The following is an 18,533-nucleotide window of genomic DNA, read 5'->3' as shown; positions in this document are numbered from 1 at the left end:
ACAATCGTGCTTCTTCGTCACATCGTTGCGGGACTGCTGGCGGCCGGGGTTCTCGCCCCGGCTGCCGGCACGCTCGGCAGGCCCGCGTCGGCGGCGGCCCCGTCGCCCGGGGGCGGCATCGGGTTCCGCCTGCTCGAGGCGCCGGTCGCAGAGCGAGCCAACTCGCGAGCCTGGTACTACATCATCGATCACCTCGCGCCGGGTGCCGACATCCACCGGCGGGTGGAGGTCTCGAACACGACCGGCTCGCCCCAGCAGCTTTCGCTCTACGCGGCCGCCGCGGAGATCCGTGATCACAAATTCCAGTTCGCCCCCGGTCGCACTCCCAATGAGCTGTCCACCTGGACCACCACGAGCCGGCATGAGGTGACCCTGGCCCCACATGCCCGCTCGACGGTCACCGCGAAGATCGACGTACCGGCCGACGCCGCGCCCGGAGAGCGCTATGCCGTGATCTGGGCCGAGACGGCCAAGGCCGCGCCGCCTGGTGGAGGCGTCGCGGTGATCAACCGCGTCGGTATCCGGATCTACCTGTCCGTCGGCCCCGGCAACCCGCCGGCGTCGGCCTTCACCATCGACTCGCTGACGGCCCAACGGTCGCCGGACGGCCGGCAGGTCGTCCTCGCGCGGGTGCACAACACCGGAGGCCGCGCACTCGACCTGAGCGGCGACCTGAAACTGTCCAACGGCCCCGGACAGCTGACCGCCGGTCCGTTCAAGGTCAAAACGGGCACGACGCTCGCTCCCGGCGAATGGGGATCGGTGACCGTGGTCCTCACCGAGCAGGTGCCCGATGGTCCGTGGCGTGCCCGTATGCGTCTGGAGAGCGGGTTGACCAGACACGCCGCCGAGGCAACGATCCGGTTCCCCGCCGCCCCAGGGACGGCGCAAGCAAGCAAGACGGAGACGGACCCGAGCTACTACCTCATAGCGGCGCTGGCCGGCGTCATCCTGTTCGCACTCGTGGCGATCACGTTCCTGCTGAACCAGCGAAAGCGCCGCGCGCGCCCGGAACGCAACAATGCGTGAGACGTCCGCGGCTCGGCCGGGAGCGTCGCCGGCCACACACCTTCAGCATGTCCAGGCCGCTGCGAAAGATCAGAAGGTCCGCGGGCAATCTGATCAAGGTTCGTCAACGGCGCGACCCCAGCCAGGCAGGTACTCCAGCTCCCATCGCCTGTGCCTGGCCCGCGCTGAGCTCCTACGTTCCGACTCTGTGGATGTTCTCAAGCGACGCACGCACAGGCCCTGCTCGTCACCACGTCCCGGCCCAGGTCCCGGCTACCCCGCAGTACCCCTCACCCTCGCCACCCTGGTCCGCGCTCTTGCTCACCCTTCACCACGCCACCGCCGCAGCCCCCGACCGACCAGCCACTCGACACCCTCGGCTCCGCCAGCCGCCCCACAGGCCCTAAACTCCGATGTGACCGCACATGACCAGCGGACGCACCGCCCGACCGGTACGCGGACACCCCCAGGATCATGCACAATTATCCGAGAGCGCCCTTAGCTCAGCTGGACAGAGCACCGGACTTCTAATCCGACGGTCGCAGGTTCGAATCCTGCAGGGCGCGCTCCCCAGACCAGCTCAGATGCGCTCTGAGCTGGGCTTTTCCTTGATCGGGCTCTCGCCGAGGATGCAGCCGAAGGCCACCGAACGCAGCCCGATGCGGCCACTCCCGGAATATATTCGGAATGATCTTGTCCACGTTTCCGCAGGTCGCGACGCGGATTCCGCCGGCTTCCGGAACGATTCCGAGCCCTCCGGAGTACGCCGAAGGGTCCGGGCCTGAACCGGGACCCCTGACTGTGTCGTTGTCCTACTCCCCCTCAACGTGAGCCTTGATCCAGTCCCACCCGTCCTGCCATGAACTGAGAGCTTGAAGGTGTTGACCATTACGGGCGTCGAAGACGTGGTACTGGAACTTCCCGTTGCTCCCAGTTCGGATGAGGTCATACGCCTCATCGTTCGAGCGGTACCAGACGCACTCACCGTCGAGGGGACGCGAGAGAGAGGCGTAGGCGTACTGGTGAGTGATCGACATGTGCCGGAGCGTACGAGCTGAGGAGATCACAAGCAATAGCGCTTCGCTTTCTCATTCGCCAAGCGCTTGCGTGATCCGCTGGTTGGCCACCTCGCGTTGGCAGTCGATGCACTTGGCGTAGACCCCAAGCATGACGTCTACACCGTGGCTGGCTGCGGTTCTCCGAGCGGTTCGGTTGACAGCGCCTATGCTCAAACATCCCTTCTCTGTCCGTCTGTGGTGTATATACCGTTTTCGTGTATCCATGATCAAGTTCCGCTTGTTTGTCAATGATCTGACTTGTCCACAAGAGGACAGGCATTTCCGCAAACCTCCGCTTGCCTCATGGCGTCCTTCTCCAACAAAGATCGGGCGCGCAAGGGCGGAATCGGACGTTGGCGACAAGTATTAAAAAAGTTCTTGAAGAGCTAGATATCTCCTCCACCAGTTGGCGGGACAAGGGGGATAAGTTCGAGCGGCTGATCGCCGCCTACCTGCGTACGGATCCCTCATGGTCCAGCCGGTTCAGCAAGGTCTGGCTCTGGAACGACTGGCCTGGACGGGCCGGAAAGCCCGACACGGGCATCGATCTCGTCGCCCAGGAACGCGAGACGGGCGCCTTGGCGGCCATCCAGTGCAAGTTCTACGGCCCCAGCCACACCCTCCAGAAAAGCGACATTGATTCGTTCTTCACCGCATCTGGCAAGAATGGCTTCTCTTCACGCCTGATTGTGTCCACAACAGATAAATGGAGCAAATATGCGGAAGATGCCCTAAGAGGCCAACAGATCCCCGTCACCCGCCTGCGGGTGCAGGATCTGGATGAGTCGAGCGTCGACTGGTCGCAATTCAGCCTCGACGCCCCCGAGGTGATGAAGCGCAAGGACAAGAAGGACCTGCGCCCCCACCAAACCCTCGCACTGAACGCGGTGCGCGAAGGCTTCCTGTCTCACGCCAGGGGCAAGCTCATCATGGCGTGCGGTACGGGCAAGACACTCACCGCGCTCCGCATCGCCGAGGACCTCGTCCCAACGGGCGGCAGCGTTCTCGTACTGGTCCCCTCCATCTCCCTGCTCTCCCAGACGCTGAAGGAATGGACCACAGACGCCAAGGTGCCGTTACGGCCGTACGGCGTGTGCTCGGACACCAAGGCGGGCAGCCGGAGCGACAACGAGGACATCTCTCCCTACGACCTCGTCTTCCCCGCCACGACCGACGCCGCCAAGCTGTACACCCAGATCGTCGGCGGGGGCCCCCGCGGAAAGATCACGGTCATTTTCTCCACCTACCAGTCGTTGCCGGTGGTCGCCGAGGCCCAGCGCAAGGGCCTCCCCGAGTTCGACCTGGTCATCTGCGACGAGGCCCACCGCACCACCGGTGTCACCCTGGCCGGCCAGAGCGAGTCGAACTTCGTCAAGGTCCACGACCAGCAGTACGTGAAGTCCGCCAGGCGCCTGTACATGACCGCCACCCCGCGCCTGTACGACGACAACAGTAAATCCCAGGCGGAAGACGGCTCCGCGGTGCTCGCGTCCATGGACGACGAGTCCCTCTACGGGCCGGAGTTCCACCGCCTGGGCTTCGGTAAGGCGGTGGATCAGGGGCTGCTCACTGACTACAAGGTCCTAATCCTTACCATCGACGAGGGCGTGGTCGCCAAGACTCTCCAGGAGGGCTTTGCCGGCGGCGGGTCCGAACTGGCCCTCGATGACGCGGCGAAGATCATCGGCTGTTGGAACGCGATGGCCAAACGGACCGGGACCTTCGCCGATGGTTCCGGATTTGCCGAGGGCGAGGAGCCGATGAAGCGCGCCGTGGCCTTCGCCCGCTCCATCAACGATTCAAAGCAGATCGCGGACCGGTTCAACGACATCGTCGACGCCTACGAGGACGCGGATGATGACGTTCTTCGGTGCGAGGTCGAGCACGTCGACGGCACGTTCAACGCCCTGGAACGCAACAGGAGGCTGGACTGGCTGAAGCAGGGCCCAGGCCCGGCCAAAGCGCGAATCCTGTCCAACGTCCGGTGCCTGTCCGAAGGCGTCGACGTCCCGAACCTGGACGCCGTCCTCTTCCTGCACCCCCGCAACTCCGTGGTCGACGTCGTCCAGTCCGTCGGCCGCGTGATGCGCCTGGCACCCGGCAAGAAGTACGGCTACATCATCCTGCCCGTCGCCATCCCCGCCGGGATGTCACCGGAGAAGGCGCTCGCCGACAACAAGCGCTTCAAGACGGTCTGGGAGGTCCTCCAGGCCCTGCGCGCCCACGATGACCGCTTCAACGCGACGGTCAACCAGATCGACCTGAACAAGAACAAGCCCGACAACAAGATCGGCATCGGCAGCATCGGCCCCAACGACGAATCGGTCGGGGGCGCGGACGGCTCCGGCACCGCCGAGAGCGACGCGGCCGCCAAGGACAGGGAAGCCCAGAACGCCCAGCACATCCAGGATGCGCTGTTCTCCATCGGCGACTGGCGGAACGCGATCTACGCCCGCATCGTCGACAAGGTCGGCGAGCGCCACTACTGGGAGAAATGGGCCAAAGACGTTGCCCAGATCGCCAACCGCCACGTCACCCGCATCAAGGCCGCCCTGACGATCCCCGAAAAGAGAGTCGCATTCGAGGAGTTCGTCGGCGAACTGCGCTCGAACATCAACCCCGGCGTCGGCGAAGCCGAGGCCGTCGACATGCTCGCCCAGCACATCATCACCAAGCCGGTCTTCGACGCCCTGTTCAAGGACTACGGCTTCGCCGAGCACAACCCCGTCTCCAAAGCCATGCAGCGAATGCTAGACATCCTCGACGACCAGGGCCTGGACGCTGAGACCAAGACCCTGGACGGCTTCTACGACTCGGTGCGAGTACGCGCCGAGGGCATCGACAACCATGAGGGCCGGCAGCGCGTCATCATCGAGCTGTACGACAAGTTCTTCAAGACCGCCCTGCCAAAGACCGCCGACGCGCTCGGCATCGTCTACACGCCCGTCGAGGTCGTCGACTTCATCATCCGCTCCACCGAACAGGCCCTCGCCAAACACTTCGGGCGCTCCCTGTCCGACCAGGGCGTTCAGATCATCGACCCCTTCGTCGGCACCGGCACCTTCCCGGTACGCCTGATTCAGTCCGGCCTGATCAAGCCGAAGGACCTGCAGCGCAAATACGCGAGCGAGCTGCACGCCAACGAGATCGTGCTCCTCGCGTACTACATCGCCGCCATCAACATTGAGGCCGCCTTCCACGACCTCGCCGATGGCGAGTACCAGCCCTTCGAAGGCATCGTCCTCACCGACACCTTCCAACTCGCCGAGGGCGCCGACGGCGTTGCCAAGCTCGACGGGATGGAGGTCTTGGAGGGCAACAGCGAACGCGCAAAGAAGCAACGGACGCAGGACATCACCGTAGTCGTCGGCAACCCGCCGTACTCGGTGGGACAGGACAGCCAGAACGACGACAACCAGAACCTCAAGTACGAGGTGCTGGACGAACGGATCAAGAACACATACGCGGCGCTTTCCACGGCCACGAACAAAAACTCTCTGTACGACTCCTACATCCGGGCCATCCGCTGGGCCTCCGACCGGATCAAGGACGAGGGCGTCATCGCGTATGTCTCCAACGGCGGCTACATCGACGGCAACACCGCGGACGGACTACGCAAGTCCCTGGTCAACGAGTTCGACGCGATCTACTGCTACAACCTGCGAGGCAACCAGCGAACGGCCGGTGAGCAGTCCCGCAAGGAGGGCGGAAAGATCTTCGGCTCCGGCAGCCGGAACACCGTCGCCATCCTGATCCTCGTCAAGGGTGGCAAGGACTCCGGTACCGGCACCGGGTGCGCGCTGCACTACCGGGACATCGGCGACTACCTCAGCCGCGAAGACAAGCTTCGTATCATCGGCTCGCAGGGCCTAGACATAGTGGACTGGCAGCAGATCACGCCGAACGAAGACGGGGACTGGATTAACCAGCGGGACGGGCGGTTCACAGGGTTCCGTGCTCTCGGAGACAAGACAGCCAAGGGCCAGAATGCTGCCGTCTTTGAGGTCTATTCCCCCGGGCTCCAGACCAACCGGGATGCCTGGGTCTACAGCTACTCCAAGCAGCGACTCAGGGAGAATGTCGGGTCGATGATCCGCGTCTATGACGAGCAGGTCAGTGGCTTCAATGAGCACTGCAAGGCAGCAGGCGTCGTCAGCCCCAAGGCCACCGACGCCGAGGTGTACATCGACCGCGATCCCCAGCGGATCAGCTGGTCGTCCAGCTTGGTCTCCAAGCTGACGCAGGGTAAGAAGATCACGTACGACGCGGATCGTGTGGTCAACAGTGCGTATCGGCCCTTTAACCGACAGGCGATTTACTTCGATCGGGACCTCAACCATAGACCGGGGAAGCTGCCGCAGATGTTCCCGACGCCGGAGTCGGAGAACTTCGGTTTTTACATCACAGGTATGGGTTCAGACAAACCTTTCTCAGCCCATGCTGTCGACCATCTCCCCGATCTGGCGTACTGGGGTTCCAGTAACGGCCAGTTCTTTCCGCGCTACACCTACCGTGAGCTCGGCAAGGGCGACGATCTCTTCGCCGCCTCTGAGAAGGAGGGCGGTTACGAGCGCGTCGACAACATCACCGATGCCGCACTCGCCGACTACCGCAAGACCTACGCCGACTCCGCCATCATGAAGGACGAAATCTTCTACTACACGTACGGACTGCTCCACTCTCCTGACTACCGTGACCGCTTCGCCGCGGACCTCAAGAAGTCCCTTCCCCGTATCCCCAAGGTGGGCGACTTCCGGGGCTACGCCGAGGCTGGTCGGAAGCTCTCCGACCTGCACATCCGCTACGAGCAGGCCGAGCCGTACAAAGGCATCGTGGAGAAGGTCTCCGGCAACGCGACCGGTACCTCGCCCCGCGAGCTGTACCGCATCGGGAAGATGAAGATCCCCAAGGTGAAGGGGGAGTCGGACCGCTCAACCATCATTTACAACAACCGGGTCACCCTCACCAACATCCCCGAAGAGGCGTACCGCTACCAACTCGGCGCCCGGTCCGCGATCGAGTGGATCATCGACCGATATCAGGTCAAGGTTGACCAGGCATCCGGTATCACTAACGACCCCAACGAGTGGTCCGACGATCCGCGGTACATCATCGACCTCCTCAAGCGGGTCGTGACAGTTAGCCTAGAGACGATGAAGATCGTGGACCAGCTTCCACCGCTGGAGATCCTGGAGTAGGCGTTCACCACAGGTGAACCCCGCCGGTCCTCACCCACAACCGGTCTTGGGACCAACGTATGGACCCACATGTCAAGCATGTCCCGGGACACGACAGCGTCCGAGCGGCGTTGTCGAGTCCCACGAGATGCTTGGCGGTTTGTCCCACCACATGCTTGACAGGTGGCCTAGAAAACATAGGTGACCTTCCTGGGCTGGGCCGGTAAGTGTCAAGTCAAGTGGGACATGGTGCTGCTGAGGCGTTAGGCGGCGTCTCCTCGTCTGAGCTGCTGGTCAAGGGGTCGTCGCTGGGCTCGTTGATCCATGCCTCGGTGGGGAGCCTGGGCAGCGACGGCCTCCCGGTGAACCTCTGCGGGTTGGCCGCAAAATATGTTTCCGGGCTATGCTGGAACCGGACAGATACAGCAAGGCCCCTCGGCGAGTGTTATGCGCCGGGGGCCTTGTCGTTACCGGTTACTGGACTTCGCCGGCCTTGATGCCGCCGATGAATGCGGCCCAGCCGGCCTGGGTGAAGCCCAGGGCGGGGCCAAGGTTCTTGCTGTCGCGCACGGCTACACCGGCCGCCGACCACGCCACCTCGACGCAGTTGTTGCTGGTGCCCTGGCTGCGCGTGCTCTTGCGCCATTGGGCGCCGGACAGATCCATGGTCGATAGATCCATTGATGCCTCACAGCTTGTCGATCAAATCGGACAGATACGCGATCGACGCGTCCACGCTTAGCGCCGAAGCGCATACGTGCTGGAACAACAGGTTATAGCTTTTGAGTTGCTCCGCCTCCTCCAGGTAGATACCGTCTGTCGGGGTCTCGATGTAGACCACGCTGCGGTCCATGGCATGCGGGAAATCCAGGATCACGAAAGGCCCGCCCAGCCCGGCGTGAGGACCGGCGGAAAAGGGCAGCACTTGCAGCTTCACATGCTGCAGGGGGCTGGTGTCCACCAATTTTCGTAGCTGCTCCTCGCGTACCTCGCTGCTGCCCACGGGGCGTAGTAACGCTGCCTCGTCGATCACGGCCCAGAACTGCGGAGGATTCTTCTCCCGAAGTAGCAGTTGCTGTCGCTCCATGCGCACGGCCACGCGGCGCTCGAGTTCGCGCAGTTCGCGTACTCCGGCGGCGCGGATCACCTCCGCCGCATACGCGGGCGTCTGGAGCAAGCCCGGGATGATGGATGTCTCCCAGTTCCTGAGGGACGACGCCGCGGCTTCCAGGCCCACGTACTCGCCCGACAGGATGTCGCTGAAGGATGACCACCATCCGCGTTGTTTGGCCTCGCGGGCAAGGGCCACCAGTTCGTTGATACGCGTCTCACTGCTCACGCCGTACGCCTCACAGAGCTTTCGGACGTGATGCACATCCGGCCGCTGAGTGCGCCCATTCTCCAGGCGGCTGATCTTCGACGTGGAGCACTCCAGAACGTCGGCCGCGTCCTGGATGTCCATCTTCGCTGCCTTGCGGAGCTGGCGAAGCTCGAGACCGAGACGGCGTAGCCGCACGGTCGGACTGTGATCAATGTCCGTCATCACATCACTCCAATCGACGTATACAGCCTCACCGCCGGTCAGCCTGCGCAAGCCAGGATGAATGCCGCACGTTTTGAATTAGAACTTGCATGTTAGAACTTGCATGAGCACTATGGCTACGGACAGTCCCCAAGCAACCACACACGGAGGCCATGTGACTCTCGAAACCCCAGAATTCCTGGGTTGGAAGCGCGCATGGCACACAGAAGCAGGCCAATGGTGGACGGCGCGAACCGACAGCCTGAGCTGTGCCCAGCGAGATGCAGGTTGCGCGGTGACAGTGAGCGCCGACGACCTCGGAACGCTAACCATGCTCTCCAACTTTCACGACGAGCTCGTAGCTGTCGCCGAACCCAGCACCAGCACGTAACAACCCTCGTTCCCGGCGGGAAGGTGCTCACCGCCGACGAACCCTCCGCGCGCTGTTCGGGCACCCCGACATCCCCCACGGCCTGGCCCTGGGGACCGCTCTCGGAGACGACATGAACGCAACTTCCTGGGCCCTGCCCGCCGACCGCGCCGTGGTGGGAGAGGCCCGGGCCATGGTGCGCAAGACCTTGACCGACTGGGGCCTGCCCCACCTGGTCGACGACGCCGAGCTCGTCATCTCGGAGCTGGTCACGAACGCCCTGGTCCACGGAGCCGCGCCTGTGGTCATGGCCCTGCACGACGCCGGACCCGCCCTCATCGGCGCCATCACCGACCACAGCACCACCCCGCTGGCCGCGCGCGACCCCCACCTGGAGGACACCGGCGGGCGCGGCCTGGCCATCGTGCGCGCCCTGGCGGCCAGTTGGGGGGTGTGGCCCTACCCCACCGGCAAGACCATCTGGTTCATCCTGCTCCGCGACGGCACCCCGACGTGATCGAGACGACCTCAGGCCACGCCGACCACGGACCGCACGTGCTCAGCGCCGAGCGGACCGCACGGCGGATCACCTGGCTCCAGCCACAGTCCCAGGAGGAGAGGCGCCGGACCGTGCAGTGGACCTGCGCCTGCCGGGCCACGGTCTACTACCTGATCGCCGGGGGCGGCCAGATGCACATCGCCCGCGTCGACCGGAGCGGCCGGCACGTGACCCACCGGATGAGCCACCGCGACGCCCAGGTCCTGTGGAACGACGTGCTGTTCGGCCGCGCCGTCTGAGGCCCGGGCCCGGCCAGGTGCAGCAACACCGGCCGAGCCCTTGATCAACCCCCTGACACACCCCATAACCGACGCCCACCAGGAGGAAGACCCAATGGGAAACAGTACGACCCTGGCGCCCACGGGCAAGGCGAGATGCGCGCCCTGGTGCACCGACCACCACGACGGCGAGGGCATCCCCGGGGCCGCCTACTGCTCCACCACCACGCCGGTCGGCCCCGGCGCGGTGTGCATGTCCAACGACTCCGGCTCACCGGTCATCGAGCTGCACGACATCGGCGTGGTCCTGTCGCCGGCCCACGCCGAACGTCGCGGCGGTGGTCGCGACCGGTCGCGACCCGATGAGCAGAACAAACGCCGGGCCATCCGCTTCTGGATCACCAGAGCGAAGAAGTGTCAGCCGATGTCCAAGCACGAACTGGCCGAGCTGACCGGATTCTCCGACACCTGGGCGCTGGGATGCATCCAGGACGCCCGCGCGCAGCTGATCGACAGGGGCTGGGAGTTCGACGACAAAGGCGTCCCGACACCTCCGCGATCGGTCGCCGATCCGGTCGCGACCGGGGGTGGTGGGTGATGGCGCACCGTCCTCCCGAGCAGCGCCCTTCCCTGGGCCGCCACCTCAGCGTGGGATCCACCCTCGGCGCGCTGCCCGGGTGCGGCCTGGCCGCCGCGGTCGCCCTCGCCGACGCCGGACCCGACCTGATCGTCGGCGTCTGGGCAGCCGCCGTCGCGCTCGGCACCATTGCGGGCGCCGGCGTCTGGGTCCGGGCCCGCACCCGCTATCGAACGGAGGACCGATGAGCGATCTCAAACTCGCCTGGGGCGGTGTTGTGCCTGCTCGCCGAAGCGGCCGATGAGTTGATCTCCGCCGAGCGAAGCGAGCACCCGCCGTCTTCGTGGAAGGTGATTACGGCATGCTCGATCTTGGTTACGCTTGCTCGTCATGGCTGGGCTGAGCGAGGTGGAACTGGAGGCGCTGGTCGAGCGGGCCATCCTCGACGCCTATGACGAGAATGAGCAGGTCTCCGGCTTTCACGTCATGCTGGAGGAGCACTTGGCCGTGCCGTTCGAGGCGACGGTGCTCGGCGTCGAGGTGACGGTCAAGAAGGTCGATTTGCTCGCGGGAAGCGGGATCGTCGCGATCTGCACCCGCGGGCCTCACCGGCAGGCGATCGGCATCCTGGACCTTCCGCTGCCCACACCACCACCCAAAGGCTCTGAATGGATTGACGCCTACCGGCACTGGGGGCCGTGACCAATGAGTGAGTACCAGTACTACGAGTTCCTCGCGGTCGACCGTCCGCTGGACGCCCGTCAGCAGGCCGAGGTCCGGGCGCTGTCCACCCGTGCCCGGATCACCTCCACCAGCTTCACCAACGAGTACCACTGGGGTGATTTCCGCGGCGACCCGAACCGGATGATGGAGCGCTACTACGACGCCCACCTGTACCTGGCCAACTGGGGCACCCATCGGGTGATGCTCCGGCTGCCCCGAACGCTCCTCGACCTGGACATCGCCGAGCGGTACCGCGTAGGAGACCAGGTGACGGCTTGGACCTCCGGCGAACACCTCATCCTTGACCTGACCAGCGAGGACGAGGAGGGCGAGTGGGTAGAGGATGCCGAGGACGCACTGTCGGCCGTCGTCGGCGTCCGCGCCGAACTCGCCGCAGGGGATCTGCGGCCGCTCTACCTGGCCTGGCTGTCGGCCTACCGCGTGTGGGAACGCGACGAGGACGCCTTTGACGACGAGGAAGAGGACACGCTGGAACCGGCGGTGCCGCCGGGGCTCGGCACGCTGAGCGCGCCGCAGCGGGCCCTGGCCGACTTCCTGCGCCTCGACCCCGATCTGCTCGCGGTCGCGGCCGAGGGGAGTCCACTCCAGGCCATCGTCCGGGACGATGCCCGAGAGCTGGCCGTATGGCTCACGAAACTGTCCCAGGACGAGAAGGACGAGTCGCTGATGCGGGTCGTCGTCAAGGACCAGGCGGCCCAGGTACGGATGGAACTGATGCGCCGGTTCCGCAGCGAACCCAAAGTCGACGGTGGTGAAGTTTTCAGGCGTACCGTGGCCGAACTGCTGGACGCCGCGGCGGAACGCCGTCAGGAACGTGAACGCCGCTCGGCGGCCGAGCGTGCCCAGGAAGAGGCTAACCGCGAGCGGGAGCGGGCCCTGCCCCGTGAGAAGAGGCTGGACGCGCTCACCGGCGACGAGGACGCGGCCTGGTCGAGGGTGGGCGCGATGATCGCAAACAAGAGGCCGGGCGAGTACGACGCGGCCGTCGAACTGCTCACGGATCTGCGGGCGGTGGCTCAGCGGGCCGACCGTTTGGACGGGTTCGCACGGCGCTTCGCAGCCCTACGCCAGGAGCACCTGCGCAAGCCCTCCCTCATCGACCGTTTCAACCGCGCTGGACTCGACGCCCCATCTACCGGCTGACGTTCCGCCCGGCAACCGGCGAGGGCAGGCACATGCTCAAGGTACCGGCCGCTCATGGATGTGAACGGCCGGACCGGGGCCAGTGGAGTTGGTCGCGTAGGCGGGCGCATTCCCCGGCGAAGCGGGTGGCGCGGCCGCTCTCGGCGAAGGCTGACACGGCTGGGATTTCGCCGCGGGCGTTCACCCAGGCTGCCACGTCGGCGGCGAGTGCCACCGCCTCGGAGTGGGTGACGTTCGGCCGTTCGCCCTCGGCGGGTAGCAGGGCCGGCAGCATGCTTCGGAGGATCTCCCAGACCTGCCTGTGTCCGCCACGGTGGGCGGCCTCGGTAAGGGAAGCGAGGGCCGGACGGGTCTCGAACCGGGATCGGCGGATCAGGAGCGCGACCTGGTGGCCTACCGCCTCGGTGGGCAAATCTCCGCTGGCCGCCATTCGCAGCAGTAGAGGCACCGCTTCCGGATGCCGTTCGGCCAGGAAGTAGGCGAGGATGAGCGCGGTCGCGTCCCCCAGCGGGCCGTCCGCCTCGGACAGGGCCGCGAGATACTGCGGGTGGACCCCCGGCTGGTTCCACTGGTAGAGCAGGTGGGGCAGGTAGTTGACGGAGACGACCTCGCGGTGTGACGGCAGGACCGCCGGCCACCAGCTCATGGCGTCCCCGTGCCCCTCCCCGCGCCACTTCGATGGCGCGTGCAGCAGCTCGTCGATGAGATCGTGTCCGGTCGGCTCCGATCGCAGCACCGGCACGAGACGGACCTGGCCGACGTGTCGCGGTGCGCGTTCGTCGAAGAGGTACTCACTGGCGTCCTCGACGTAGCCCCACTTCAGGCCTGCCTCGGGGTCGGGCAGGCCGCCACCGGCCAGCCAGGCGGCGGCCGCCGACGCCGCCCGTGAGCCTATACGCGTGGCGCGTTCGGCGGCGTCGGGACGGGTCCCTCTCGGCAGCCGCAGCAGCGCCTGCTGCAGGTCGGCGGACAGCGGTTCGGCGCCCGCGGCCGCGCACGTCTCCAGCCGGTCGACCAGCACGTCAGGGTCCAGGTGGCCGGTCATCACCGTGGGCGTCGCCAGGAGGACGGGGGGCAGCGTGCCCTCCCGCAGTGCCAGGTAGAGCTCGCTGAGCCGGTGCAGCAGGAACGTGTGCGGCGGCGAGACGTACCGGGGCTCGGGCAAGCGGTTCCGGCGGCGGAACTCAGCGGCGGGATCGGGCTCTTCGGGCTCTTCGGGCTCGTCGAACAGTGGCCTGTATCCCGTGTAGCCGATCCCCACGCGGAACTCCGGTTCGCCGGGGGCGGTCGGGGGCACGGGCAGCCCGTCGCGCATCGCCGCCACCCGCTCGGCGGAGACTCCGATCTCCGCCATCTGGCGGAAGATCTCCTGTCGGACATGCTCGGGCAGGTAGCCGAACGCCCGCCCGGGCTCGGAATCGTCTTCCGGCTCTTCCCCCTGATCGTCTTCCAGCTCTTCAGCCGTCGCGGCGGTGACGTGCACAGAGAAGCTCGCTCCCGCCCAGGGATCGACCGGCTCCGGATCGGGCACGCCAGGATCGGTGCCGGGGGCGATGATCTCCTTCGCCAGGGCGGCGATCCAGGCATGGGGGTCGACCCAGCGCTCGGTCTCGTAGAGATAGGGAGAGGAGTCGCGGAAAGCGGGTGTCACCGTCTCCCGCAAAGCCTCACGGTCGCTCCACGCCTGCCGGACGAATCCGGCGAGCCACCGCTCGCACCCCACCCAGCCGCGGTGATCCGACTTGCCGAGGTTCAGGGGGTGTGCGGGGAACGGGCCGGGCTCCGCGGGTTCGGGCAACGCCACGGGAGTGAACGGCTCCGGCGCCTCTTCGGCCGCCACCTCGCCCCCGAACGCGGCGGCCACCTGCGCGCCGAGATCGGCGGGCAGCATGGGAACGGCGTCGGCGATCAGTGCGGAACGCGCGCCGAACGCGGTGGCGTGTTCGACAGCGAGCTTGGCCGCGCGCCGTTGAACCTCGTAGGACGTGTGCGCGAACGCGGTGACCAGCGCGGGTGCCAGCTCGCCCGCGCCCGCGGGCGCCCGCCGCACCTCCTCGTCCAGCCAGCTCAGGCCCGCCCGGGCCGGCTTGGCTTCGGCGCGGAAGGTCAGCGCGCCGATCGCCTCGACGACGTCGGCGGCATCGTGAGGGCCGGTACGGCGCACCTGGGCGAGCGCCAGCTCCGCGACCGGGCCGGGGGCGGCGGGGAGCAGCCGCAGATAGTCACGCGCCCGCGCCGCCGCCTCCTGTCGTGTGGGATCGACCAGGTCGTGCAACCGTACGAAGAAGCGCAGGTCGATGGCGTCGCCTCCGCGCAGGAAGCGGCCCACGCAGCCGTCGAGGAGTTCCTCGCGCGACACCCGGCCGGCCGCGAGGAGCCGCCGGAACAGTGCGAGCCAGGGCGTGGGCGCGGGGGTCAGCCGTTCGTCGCGCAGGGCGCGGCCCGCTCCCTCCGCCTCGAAGATCCGGGGAAGCATCGGCCCGAGCAGCGGGTCGTCGTCCACCACCTGGGTGGAGAGCCAGGCGACCACGAGCGGGTCGTGCTTGGGCGGCTCGCAACCGGAGGCCCGCAACAGGGCGAGTACCAGGGGGGCGATGCGGTCGCCCGCCGTACGGATCTTCTGGGAAAGCCGGAACGCCACGTCGGCCTGCCAGTCGGCAGGGCGGACGGCCAGCACGCGAACGAGATCGGCCGGGTGCGGGGTCGTCCTGCGCCGCGGGTTGAACTCGCGGCGGGTCAGCCAGGCGACGGCGGCGGCCGGGCTCGACAAGGTGCCCGCTCCCGCGATCCGCAGCGGTTCCGCGAACGCGGCGAGCGCGTCGCCCACCTGCCACCGGACATCCCTCTCGATCTCCGCCCACTCCCAGTCGGGCCGGGCGCCCTCCTCCTCGCCGAGGCCGTCGTCACCGGCCGTCCACCCCTCACGGGCCATCTGGGCGGCCATGTCGCGCATCTCCTTGAGGAACCCCGGCAGGCGTTCTGCCACCTCGCGGCGCTCGGACTCGGTCAACGCGACCACGCGGTCGGCCAGCGCTCGGCTCCCGCGCTCGGTGATGAGGTCGCGCACCTCCTGCCAGACGCTCACCGGGCCACGTCCGCGACGGCACGGGCGGCGATCCTGGCGGCCAGCACGTGTTTGCACGGCCCGCGCGAGCCACGGTGGTCCCACCACCACTGGCAGGTGCACGACCCATCGGCCATGCCGACCTCGCGCACACCGCCGCCGGTACGCACGCGGGCGTAGTCGCCGGCGAGCTCTACGGCACCCGTCTCGACCAGCGACCTCGCGGCGGACAGCCGAGGGTTGAGGTTGCGCACATGCTCCCTGTCGTAGGGCAGCTCGCGGTGGAAGTGCGCGGCTTCGGCCAGGTCGTAGCCGACACGGCCGGCCACCCCGAGCTGGGTGAGCGCGGCACGGACCCGCGCGATGGACAGACCGGCGCGATCGGCCAGGAGACCCATCTCCACCTCGGGCTCGAAGTTGAGCAGCATGCCCACCACGTCGGCGTCGGCCCCGGCCTCCTCGGTCGCGAGATCGGCCAGCACCGCGCCCTCCCCGGAGAAGCCACGCCAGCGCTCCGGCGACAGGGCCAGCGTGTAGCGCATCCCCGGCAGTTCGAGCTCCCACGCACTCGACACCGCCCCGCCGGGCTCGGCCGGGCCGTACACCTTGAGGCTCTTGGCGAAGCGGAGCAAGGGGAGGAGCGTCGCCAGGCGTCCCACGCCGGACAGGCACACGGATCCCGCGGTGGGCCGGTCACCGATACGCAGATCACGGCCTGCGGGAGAGACCCAGAGGTCGGCCGTCGCTCGCTTGGGCAGCGCACGCAGGAACCGCACGGCACTCATGCCGGGCAACTCGGCCCTCAGGTCCATGCCCGCCGCGATCACCTGTACCTCGGCGAAGCCCCGTAGCCACCGCTCCGGCAGCGGCACCTTCTTCTCCACGACCGCGCCATCGAGGGTCGTCACCGTCAACTCGTCGGCGCCGACGCCGAGGTGCAGCGGGTCGCGTGCCCCCACCCTGGCCAGCGCCTCACGCAGCGGCCCGTTGACGTCGACGTTGGTCGTCCCCCTGTCGAACACCTCGCCGTCCAGCGCGCCGCCGAGCAGGTCGAGCCGGGCGTAGACACCGCCGCAGGCGGAGAACGACTCGAACCGTAGCCGGTCACCGCCGCACGTCACGACCGGGTCGCGCGTCCACCCTGGACGCGGTTTGTGGTAACGGGTGAGGGCCACGTCCGCAACGCCCAGCAGGGCCGCGGCAGCGGGCGCCGCCTGCGTCACCAGCCCGCTGAAGAACCTGGGCGCGAGAGCGGGTCCGCTGAGGGCCCTGCCGCCGGACGTCGACAACCCCAGACGTCCGTTCACCAAGGTAGAAGGCGAGGCGTAGCTGTACGCCTGCGTCGCAGTTGTCATGCCCGGGAGACTAGGGATCACCACCGACAAAAGCCGTCCTGGCGTCATGCCCGCCGGAGCGAAGGACGGGAACCGCCGTGGACCGGCCCTCCGCGGAAGCGGCGCGGCTCTGGAGTGTCAGCGCCGCTTTCCTGAGGCGCAGGCGGGGCGGGAGGCCGTCGTCGCGCCTTCCGCCCCGCCTGACCTGCTGCATCGGCCGGCCATCGATGATCAGCCGGCACTCTCACCGATCTTCAACGACCAGCCGCCGTACGGGCCGCGCTCTCAACCGCAGTGCTCGAAGGGGCTGGTGTACGAGCTGGTGCCGACCGAGCCGCCCCACCTGACGCATTGGCCGGACGCGGCGCGCCTGACCGGCCCCGCGTAGTAGCCGTAGCTGCCCGAGTCGGTCGTTCTGCTCTCGCCCTGCGGCTCCAGGAAGGCCGACACCGGCGACGGTGACCCGAGGTTGGTCGTTTTCATCGTCACGACGCAGTTGTAGCCGTTGCCCGAGTTGTAGAGCAGGTAGGTCCGGCCACCGGTGAGGGCGGCCGAGTCGATGACCGTGTAACCGCCGCCGCAGGCCTCCTCAGGGGTGTAGGGGTTGCCGCCGCAGGTGTTGGTGCTGGTGATGGCCTTCTTCTCGCCCAGGGAGACGGTCACGCCGTCCACGGTGGGGCTGGTGTCGACGGCGCCCGTGGAGGTCCGCTGTTCGTAGTGCAGGTGGGGAGCGGTGGAGCCGCCCGTTGAGCCGACGGTCCCGATCGTGGTGCCCTGACTGACGCTCATGGAGCCGCCGGCCGCCCTCACCATGGTGGCGAGGTGGGCATAGCGGGTACTGGTGCCGTCGCTGTGACGGACCTCTACCCACTTGCCGTAGCTCGTGCTACCCGCGTCGTTGAAGTACGCGGTGCCCGAAGCCGTGGCCCGGACGGTTTCACCGTTGATGTCATCGCCGCCGTAGTTCTGCCAGTCGATGGCGCCTGAAGGGCTGTGGCCGGGGCTCCAGTTGTTGGCGTAGAAGGACTTGCCGCAGTTGAACGGGCTCTTGTGCGACACGGCCAGGACGCTGATGCCCTGCGCCGAAGCCGCCTGTGGAAGCAGCACTGCCGTGAGAGTGACCAACAGGCCAAGGGTCGCGAAGCTGAGGGTCATCGGCCAGGTCGGCCTGCCGGGTGTGGGCATTCTCACCTCTCTGAACAGGTGCGTATGGGGGGATACGGTTAGGCGCCCGGTTCCTTCTGATGTCGCGACGAGCCTCGTGGCGGCGGAACCACGTATGCGCATGGTGATCAACTTCGGTGGAATGGGCGGGCCGCCGTGAGGGGAACGTTTCGGCATCTCGCCGCCTATGGGGATTGACGGCTTGATCGTGAACATACGTCTGAAAGTTCTCTTCATCAAGGCCCGTTGATGTGAAATATTGCGGCTCTTCGCGCTCGACGTCGAGATCGAACCGGCCGGTCAGCGATGATCGAGAGCGCGGCCGGGAGAATGGCCCGGCCCATGCTGGAACGTCGGGCGCCCGACGCACGTGAGTGTTGCAGTGCAGGTCGGGAGGCGGATGAGGACGGTGGTTGGCGGTGCACTTTCAATTCGACGGGGTGGCCTACCGCTTCGCCGAGGCGTGCCTGAGAGCGGTCACGTGGAACTCTTGATCAGCGGACAGAAAAGTCGAGGCTGACGGACAGCGGTTCCTGGTCGGCGGCCATCAAAAGTCCTGGTCAATGGCCAGGTTGATCTCCTGATCCTGTCCGTG

Annotated in this window: 14 protein-coding genes and 1 tRNA gene; 9 read left to right on the top strand and 6 right to left on the bottom strand. The window is 66.9% G+C overall.

The features are described 5' to 3' along the window. Positions 1-6 precede the first annotated feature (6 nt). Both DQ384_RS34010 and DQ384_RS34005 read left to right on the top strand, forming a co-directional pair. The gene (locus tag DQ384_RS34010; RefSeq protein WP_220183287.1) at positions 7-1,029 is read left to right on the top strand and encodes a DUF916 domain-containing protein; all 1,023 of its coding nucleotides are present in this window, start codon (positions 7-9) and stop codon (positions 1,027-1,029) included. A 471-nt stretch (positions 1,030-1,500) separates the two neighbouring features. After that, a tRNA-Arg gene (locus DQ384_RS34005) sits at positions 1,501-1,574 on the top strand. A 246-nt stretch (positions 1,575-1,820) separates the two neighbouring features. On the opposite strand, the gene DQ384_RS34000 is transcribed toward DQ384_RS34005, so the two are convergent. Beyond that, positions 1,821-2,045 (bottom strand): hypothetical protein, encoded by a 225-nt coding sequence (locus DQ384_RS34000; RefSeq protein ID WP_147268986.1) that lies wholly within the window; start codon positions 2,043-2,045, stop codon positions 1,821-1,823. A 374-nt stretch (positions 2,046-2,419) separates the two neighbouring features. On the opposite strand from DQ384_RS34000, the gene DQ384_RS33990 reads away from it, so the two are divergent. Beyond that, entirely contained in the window at positions 2,420-7,264 is a 4,845-nt protein-coding gene (locus DQ384_RS33990; RefSeq protein WP_114032982.1) for a DEAD/DEAH box helicase, read from the top strand. A gap of 453 nt (positions 7,265-7,717) precedes the next feature. Here the strand turns inward: DQ384_RS33990 and DQ384_RS33985 are convergent, their stop codons facing one another. Further along, entirely contained in the window at positions 7,718-7,909 is a 192-nt protein-coding gene (locus tag DQ384_RS33985; protein ID WP_114032981.1) for a DUF397 domain-containing protein, read from the bottom strand. Positions 7,910-7,931: 22 nt separating this feature from the next. Beyond that, entirely contained in the window at positions 7,932-8,786 is an 855-nt protein-coding gene (locus DQ384_RS33980) for a helix-turn-helix domain-containing protein (protein ID WP_114033083.1), read from the bottom strand. A 482-nt stretch (positions 8,787-9,268) separates the two neighbouring features. Between DQ384_RS33980 and DQ384_RS33970 the strand changes: the two genes are divergently transcribed. From DQ384_RS33970 to DQ384_RS33945, 6 genes are all read left to right on the top strand, one after another. Continuing rightward, positions 9,269-9,652, top strand: a complete 384-nt coding sequence (locus DQ384_RS33970; protein WP_114032980.1) for an ATP-binding protein — start codon at positions 9,269-9,271, stop codon at positions 9,650-9,652. Beyond that, complete coding sequence (locus tag DQ384_RS33965) at positions 9,649-9,933, top strand: hypothetical protein (RefSeq protein ID WP_114032979.1); 285 nt, start codon at positions 9,649-9,651, stop codon at positions 9,931-9,933. The genes DQ384_RS33970 and DQ384_RS33965 overlap by 4 nt, the downstream gene beginning before the upstream one ends. A gap of 94 nt (positions 9,934-10,027) precedes the next feature. After that, entirely contained in the window at positions 10,028-10,510 is a 483-nt protein-coding gene (locus DQ384_RS33960; RefSeq protein ID WP_114032978.1) for a hypothetical protein, read from the top strand. Further along, positions 10,510-10,737: a hypothetical protein gene (locus DQ384_RS33955; RefSeq protein WP_114032977.1), complete on the top strand. Its 228-nt coding sequence runs from the start codon at positions 10,510-10,512 to the stop codon at positions 10,735-10,737. Before DQ384_RS33960 ends, DQ384_RS33955 begins: the two co-directional genes overlap by 1 nt. 142 nt (positions 10,738-10,879) lie before the next feature. Further along, a complete protein-coding gene (locus DQ384_RS33950; RefSeq protein WP_114033082.1) occupies positions 10,880-11,191 on the top strand; it encodes a calcium-binding protein in 312 nt (103 codons plus the stop codon). 3 nt (positions 11,192-11,194) lie between these two features. Continuing rightward, positions 11,195-12,376, top strand: coding sequence for a hypothetical protein (locus tag DQ384_RS33945; RefSeq protein ID WP_114032976.1), 1,182 nt, complete (start codon positions 11,195-11,197; stop codon positions 12,374-12,376). Between the two features lie 52 nt (positions 12,377-12,428). Here DQ384_RS33945 and DQ384_RS33940 read toward each other — a convergent pair whose 3' ends face one another. The 3 genes from DQ384_RS33940 to DQ384_RS33930 all read right to left on the bottom strand — a co-directional run bounded on the left by DQ384_RS33940 (position 12,429) and on the right by DQ384_RS33930 (position 17,881). Next, positions 12,429-15,461 (bottom strand): DUF7824 domain-containing protein, encoded by a 3,033-nt coding sequence (locus DQ384_RS33940; RefSeq protein ID WP_114032975.1) that lies wholly within the window; start codon positions 15,459-15,461, stop codon positions 12,429-12,431. Next, positions 15,458-16,795: an SWIM zinc finger family protein gene (locus DQ384_RS33935; RefSeq protein ID WP_114032974.1), complete on the bottom strand. Its 1,338-nt coding sequence runs from the start codon at positions 16,793-16,795 to the stop codon at positions 15,458-15,460. The genes DQ384_RS33940 and DQ384_RS33935 overlap by 4 nt, the downstream gene beginning before the upstream one ends. A 264-nt stretch (positions 16,796-17,059) precedes the next feature. Beyond that, complete coding sequence (locus DQ384_RS33930) at positions 17,060-17,881, bottom strand: M23 family metallopeptidase (protein ID WP_245966967.1); 822 nt, start codon at positions 17,879-17,881, stop codon at positions 17,060-17,062. Positions 17,882-18,533 lie beyond the last annotated feature (652 nt).

This window comes from Sphaerisporangium album, assembly GCF_003323745.1.
Classification (GTDB): domain Bacteria; phylum Actinomycetota; class Actinomycetes; order Streptosporangiales; family Streptosporangiaceae; genus Sphaerisporangium; species Sphaerisporangium album.
The sequence above is the reverse complement of the archived record's forward strand: the minus strand, read 5'-3'. Positions and strand labels throughout refer to the sequence as shown.